Source organism: Phyllobacterium sp. (genome assembly GCF_037994405.1).
Classification (GTDB): domain Bacteria; phylum Pseudomonadota; class Alphaproteobacteria; order Rhizobiales; family Rhizobiaceae; genus Phyllobacterium.
On the sequence record NZ_JBBNAN010000206.1, the window covers coordinates 1 to 5,187 of the forward strand.

At 60.6% G+C, this 5,187-nt stretch carries 6 protein-coding genes and 1 pseudogene; 2 read left to right on the forward strand and 5 right to left on the reverse strand.

The genetic code is table 11. The annotated features are described in order from the left end of the window. The 3 genes from AAAC48_RS11720 to AAAC48_RS11730 form a co-directional block, all read right to left on the reverse strand. A partial coding sequence (locus tag AAAC48_RS11720) for a VOC family protein (RefSeq protein WP_340654340.1) occupies positions 1-563 on the reverse strand: 563 nt, incomplete at its 3' end. A gap of 197 nt (positions 564-760) precedes the next feature. Further along, entirely contained in the window at positions 761-2,089 is a 1,329-nt protein-coding gene (locus AAAC48_RS11725) for an epoxide hydrolase family protein (RefSeq protein ID WP_340654341.1), read from the reverse strand. Positions 2,090-2,199: 110 nt separating this feature from the next. Beyond that, the gene (locus tag AAAC48_RS11730) at positions 2,200-2,826 is read right to left on the reverse strand and encodes an isochorismatase family cysteine hydrolase (protein ID WP_340654342.1); all 627 of its coding nucleotides are present in this window, start codon (positions 2,824-2,826) and stop codon (positions 2,200-2,202) included. A gap of 108 nt (positions 2,827-2,934) precedes the next feature. Here AAAC48_RS11730 and AAAC48_RS11735 point away from each other — a divergent pair, with 108 nt between their 5' ends. Further along, entirely contained in the window at positions 2,935-3,435 is a 501-nt protein-coding gene (locus tag AAAC48_RS11735; protein WP_340654343.1) for a helix-turn-helix domain-containing protein, read from the forward strand. 641 nt (positions 3,436-4,076) lie between these two features. Beyond that, complete coding sequence (locus tag AAAC48_RS11740; RefSeq protein WP_340654344.1) at positions 4,077-4,343, forward strand: hypothetical protein; 267 nt, start codon at positions 4,077-4,079, stop codon at positions 4,341-4,343. Positions 4,344-4,443: 100 nt separating this feature from the next. On the opposite strand, the pseudogene AAAC48_RS11745 reads toward AAAC48_RS11740, so the two are convergent. Together AAAC48_RS11745 and AAAC48_RS11750 are read right to left on the reverse strand one after the other, a co-directional pair. Further along, positions 4,444-4,575: pseudogene (locus tag AAAC48_RS11745) on the reverse strand (transposase); the annotation flags it as partial. 82 nt (positions 4,576-4,657) lie between these two features. Continuing rightward, the coding region (locus tag AAAC48_RS11750) for a hypothetical protein (RefSeq protein WP_340654345.1) at positions 4,658-5,187 on the reverse strand (530 nt) is incomplete at its 5' end.

Consider the following 5,187-nt stretch of genomic DNA (forward strand, 5'->3'; position numbering starts at 1 on the left):
CGGTGGCCGAGTTGCTGCTCGTATTCGCCGTGCGCGGCCTCCGCACGACGGAACGCGCTCGCGAGCTCAGCCGTCGAGGCAAATGTCGTCGTGTCGGCGTCGACGCGTCCGGGGAACCGCGTGGTGACCTCCTGCAACAGCCAGCCGTTGCCGTCCGGATCGCTGAACGTGGCGTACGAGAAGTAGCTGCGCCGCTCCGGATCCCGGCCGCTGACCGCCGGATGTCCCGGACCGGCACGGTGGAAGATTTCGCCCACCTCGGTGCCGCGATCGATGAGTTCGGCGCGCGCGGCCTCGATGTCCGACACGACGAGATAGAGTCCGCTTGCCGAGCCGGGCGCGGCCGACGTCAGCCCCGTGCCGAAGTGGATCGAGCTCGGCGAGCCTTTAGGCGTGAACTGGACGACCCGAAACGTGTCACCAACGACGAAGTCGGCGTCGAGCCTCCACCCGAGGCTTGCGTAGAATTCCTTCGCGCGATCGACGTCGGAAACAGGGATGACGATGACCTCGAGCTTCATGTCGACCTTTTGCGCTCTGTTGGTCTTGCTTGCAGTTGTCATGGTTTTCTCCTTATGTTTGGCGGCGCCGGAATGACGCCTTCGGCTTCGAAGGTTTCAGCGCAGCGGCTTGCATGAAGTCCTGAGCAGCTACGGAATTCGAAAGGTGCGGACATCGATCCCGTCCGCGTCCTCCAGACGCAATTCCAGGAATAGTGTGTCCGATTTTCCGTCCGGAATTGCGTAGTTTCAAAGAGTCCTCAGCGCAGCGACCTGAAGCCTGCCCTGAGTTCCTGGACAAAAAGCATCGGCTGTTCCCAGGCTGCAAAGTGGCCGCCCTTGTCGACCTTGTTGTAGTAGATCAGCTTGGGGTAGGCCCGCTCCGTCCAACTCCGGGGAGCCTGATATTGCTCGCCGGGAAAGACGCTGACGGCCACCGGAATTGAGACGCCCTTCGCGTTGAAGAAGCCGCCCTTGTATTCCCAATAGAGACGAGACGCTGAGACCCCGGTGTTCGTCAGCCAGTAGAGCGTTATGTTGTCGAGGATCTCGTCACGCGTCAGTTCGCCCGTGGCGCTTGTCGTCCGGTTCAGAGCCGCGGCGATCGCCGCCGCGGGCTGGCCGCCACCGTCGCCATGATCGAGCATATAGGCGGCGAGGGCGACGGGCGAATCGGCAAAGCCGTACAAGGTCTGGGGCCGACTCGCCATCATCGTGTAAATTGCCACATGCTTGTACGTGAAGAGGAGCTGCTCGTAGGCGCGTTTTTCCTCGGCCGAGAGACCGGATGGCGGCCGATCGCCGGCCAAGGTAGCCTTGTCGATATCCGCCGGAACAGTCCCGGGCATGTTAGTGTGGATGGCAAGCAATCCCGCCGGTTTCTGCAAGCCCATCTGGTCGACGACGAATGCACCCCAGTCGCCGCCCTGGGCGACGTAGCGGCTGTAGCCGAGGCGCTTCATCAGTTCTGCCCAGGCTCGGCCCATGCGCTCGGGGCCCCAGCCGGTGGTGGTCGGCTTGCCGGAAAAACCGTAGCCCGGCATCGACGGGATCACCACGTGGAAGGCATCCGATGCGCTCCCGCCATCGGCCGTGGGATTGGTGAGCGGCTCGATGATCTTCAACTGCTCGATAACCGAGCCCGGCCATCCATGGTTAATGACCAATGGAAGCGCATTGGGATTCTTCGAACGAACGTGGATGAAGTGGATGTCCAGCCCGTCGATCTCGGTTATGAACATGGGCAGCGCGTTCAGTCGCGCCTCCACCTTGCGCCAGTCGTAGTCGGTTCCCCAATAGTGGGCGAGCTCCCGTATCGACGCGAGCTGCACACCTTGCGACGTGTCCGTGACCGTCTCTCGTTCGGGCCAACGGGTGGCGGCGATGCGCCGGCGAAGATCGATGAGCTGCTCGTCCGGAATGTCGACGCGGAAGGGGCGGATCGAGTCGCCGCCCACCGCCGCGCGCAACGTCCGGGGAAGCAGGCTGATGGCCCCGGCGACAGCCGTCGCGGCGAGCAGCTCGCGCCGTGTCGGCGTTAGCGATATTGCTGATGTGACGCTCTGATGCGTCTTCTCGGTATCAATCATTGTCGTTCCTTTGGTCGTGCCTGGTCGCGCGGTCGCCCCTTAAGCGGCGGCGACGCGATGGCGCTCGTTTCATGATGCCCGCCATCGACCGCCGGCGGGTAGGGCGGTCGTTACGCCTTAGGCAAGGCTGCAATCAGTTCGGCTGTCGTCCGGATTGCGTGGGCGAATGTGGGCCCGTTCAGCTTGTGTGCGGCGTGCATCAACTCGTGCGAGAAGGCGGCCGTCGCATCGCGCACCAGCGTCACGTGATAGCCAAGCTCCATGGCGAAGCGGGCGGTGGACTCGATGCAGGTGTTGGCCAGCAATCCGACCACGATCACGTGGGTGATCCCCTTCTGCTTCAACCGGAAATCGAGGTCGGTGTTGGCGAAGCCGCTTTGCCCCCAATGCTCCCGGGCGACGATGTCGCCGGGCTTCGGCGCGAAATCGGGGTGCCACTCGCCGCCCCATTCGCCACGGGCGAAATGGTGCTGGTGCATGATCCGCTGTTGAGTGGGGTTGGGATGGTCCCAGTCCTCATAGTCGCCCGGTTCCCACCGCCGGTGCGGGACGATGACGACCTGCACGCCCGCCGCGCGTGCGGCCCCGTCCACCCGGCGCAGGTTATCAAGAAGCCCGACCTCATCGGCAATCGGCTTGAGGCGCGGATAAACCTTCCCGCCCTCGGACAGGAAGTCGTTGTACGGATCAACGAGGAGCAATGCGGTCCGGTCCAGAGGATAGGTAGCCTCAACCATCGGTCATCTCCTTGGCCGCAACGCGGCCAGTTGCATTGGTTTCAACAGGACTCTATATTTCCTATGAAAATCATAGTAGCATAGTAACTATGAAAAGGAAAGCGACAAATGAATGAGAATAACGTTACTCCCCAAACCCTGTGTCCGGTGGCCCGCGCCGAGACCGTCGTGGGCGACCGATGGACGGTGCTGATCCTTCGCGAGCTTTTCATGCGCAGTCACCGCTTTGAAGAGATCCAGGCCCAGACCGAGGCCACGCCGCAAATGATCGCGGCGCGCTTGAAGAAACTGGAGGCGGACGGGCTCGTTGAGCGGCGCAGCTACAACAAGCGGCCTTTGCGGTACGAGTATCACCTGACGGAAAAAGGTGAGGCCTTCTATCCTGTGGTGCTGGCGCTGCGCGCCTGGGGCGAGACATGGTTCAAGTCGCCAGAAGAAGGTCGCGCTGTCCACTACACCCATCGGTCATGCGGCAAGCCAGCAGGGCTCGGTCCTGTTTGCGAGGGCTGCGGCCAGACGCTGCGCCACGACGACCTGATCGTCGAGCCGGATCCTGCATACCAGGCCGAACGCCAAGAGCGGTGGGAGGCGTTCAAGGCGAGCCGGTGAATCCTACGGCGTTGGATCAGAGAGGCAGATAGCTCCGTCGTCGGATAGTGGAATGAGGGAAACAATCCACATTCAAACGGCTGACAACCAGCCGTGGCCCCATAAGGCGGCGACGAAGTGTCCCGGGTGTATCCCGTTTTGCTGAAGTTTCACTGTATAGCAGCAACGATCGCTTGGCTGGTCAAAGAGTCATAATCTCTGCGGGACGCTACTAGTCGGTCCTGCTCAAGATGGTGCGATCAAATATCACCTGAAATCATCACCGCCACCGAATCTGGTCCGCTTACTCCGGAATCGACCCTTGGCCGACCCTTGGCCCGCCGGGTCATGAATGGCAGCAGCCCTACGCTCGCAACCGCGCTTTCCGACCCAGCGCCGGTTCCCGATATCTGCCACGCGGGCCCTTGCAGATGTTGTCCGGCTGTTTGCGCATGTCACAAGTCAGTAGCCGCAGCCGCGTGACAGCGATTCTAGATCATGGAGGTCGAACCGTCCGGAAGAAACGCCTCTCCGAATCGTTCTTCCGCGCCATTAACGAAATATTGACAGTCCAACCAAAACGGCGCTCCGTGGTTCGACGGCGATGGATCTTGGCACTCTTGGTTGAGGCCGGCCTTCGCCGTTACGATAGGGAGGATGCAATGCCGACAGTCATTGGCCACCATAACATCACAAAGGGAACGAAGCACTGGCTCGACTCGCCGAAGCGCAAAGAGCTTTTTGGTCCGCTCGGCGTGACCAACATACGAACATTTGTAGATCCACAAAATCCGACTCGGGTGGCCGTTCTTATGGACGTTCCGGACATGGACGCCATGATGAAAGCTATGCAGAGCAAAGCAGCCACGGATGCGATGGCCTTCGATGGAGTGGTGCCAGAGTCCTTGGTGATCCTGGTCGAATCGTAAAGGTAACTGCTCCGCTGGCCAAGGTTAGCAGGCTTTGGTCAGCGGTTGCCGTGCGGTTCCGGTCATTCTGGAAAGCGCCGCGCTTGCGGCTCGCCCAGTTCACACGTGCCATCGCGCCGATGATCAGCAGCCTGCGGATGTCGGCATGCCCGGCCTTCGACACCCTGCCAAGCCTTTCCTTGCCACCGGACGAGAACTGCCGTGGCACAAGTCCGAGCCAGGCCGCAAAATCTGATGGCGGAGGTACTCATGCCCAAACGAATAACGCTCTCGCCGTTAAGGCAGAGATAATGTGACATCGCCCGAAATACTGCTCAGTTCGCCTGTTCTGGATAAATGCGAACGTAGATGCTGGTCCCCGGTTTCGACCCGGAATTGCATTCGATATGGATTTGATTGGAGGTGACCTGGCCCAGATTGGAAGACTCCCTGCCAGCGTCCTCGAGGCAAGTTTTCGCCAACTCCACGACGTCAGAATGCTCTCTTCCGGAATACGCCTCGCCGGCGCGACCGAGGATAGTCCACCAAGAGGCAGGCGGCGTTCCTCGTTCGTTGTACGATATCTCGATGCCGTCAAACTGCCTTAGGGAGTTGGTTCGGTCACAAATGAAATGAATGTCGTGGAGGTCTCCGATCGCAAGATAGAACATGCGGTCCGATCTGTCGGCTACGGAGGCGCCCAACGCGTCAACGATCTGTGCCGCCATCGCATCGCAAATTGCATTCTGTTTTGGATCGATCGTTCCGCCTGCATTGGATTGGCTGACCAATCGAAAAGTAACAGCAAGGGCGAACGCGGCCGCTACGACCACAGGTCTGTAAATCATGGCTCCCCCTTGGATAT

What these genes read in the sequence shown, in the direction of transcription:
- AAAC48_RS11725 (WP_340654341.1), bottom strand. Translation starts at nt 2,089, where the DNA reads ATGATTGATACCGAGAAGACGCATCAGAGCGTCACATCAGCAATATCG.
- AAAC48_RS11730 (WP_340654342.1), bottom strand. Translation starts at nt 2,826, where the DNA reads ATGGTTGAGGCTACCTATCCTCTGGACCGGACCGCATTGCTCCTCGTT.
- AAAC48_RS11740 (WP_340654344.1), top strand. Translation starts at nt 4,077, where the DNA reads ATGCCGACAGTCATTGGCCACCATAACATCACAAAGGGAACGAAGCAC.
- AAAC48_RS11735 (WP_340654343.1), top strand. Translation starts at nt 2,935, where the DNA reads ATGAATGAGAATAACGTTACTCCCCAAACCCTGTGTCCGGTGGCCCGC.